1 protein-coding gene is annotated in these 491 nt (G+C 56.2%); it reads right to left on the minus strand.

The window, feature by feature from the left end; genetic code table 11:
* Positions 1-448: Ig-like domain-containing protein (locus tag MXD62_RS10100; RefSeq protein WP_248829069.1), on the minus strand; the 448-nt coding region annotated here is incomplete at its 3' end.
* Positions 449-491: the final 43 nt, after the last annotated feature.

Consider the following 491-nt stretch of genomic DNA (forward strand, 5'->3'; position numbering starts at 1 on the left):
GGTCGCTGCTTTGATACGTGGATTGACTTGTCACATCCTGCGTGCTTCCGTTCGCGTACGTCGCCGTGATTTGCAGGCTCTTGCTTTGTGCGGTCGGGAGCAGGACTGTACTCGGAACTGACGCCAACTGCTGTACCGTAATGACCAGCATACTCTCCACGGGGGTTGTCCGGTTTTGCTTCGTTCCGTCACCCAATTGACTGTTGTCATTCAATCCCCATGCCCACGCGGTTCCATCTTCTTTTACTAGCAACGTATGGTTGCCTCCCGCTGACAGGCGGTTGGCGGTGCTGGTGGTGGCCGTTACTTGAACCGGAACGGTGATCGTCTTGCCGTAGTAGCTTACGGTAATCGTCGCATTGCCTGCTGCTACCCCCGAAATGACTCCCGCCGCATTGACCGTCGCAATGGTCGGGTCGCTGCTTTGATACGTGGATTGACTTGTCACATCCTGCGTGCTTCCGTTCGCGTACGTCGCCGTGATTTGCAGG

It is taken from the genome of Frankia sp. Mgl5 (genome assembly GCF_023242985.1).
Taxonomy (GTDB): Bacteria; Actinomycetota; Actinomycetes; order Frankiales; family Frankiaceae; genus Parafrankia; species Parafrankia soli.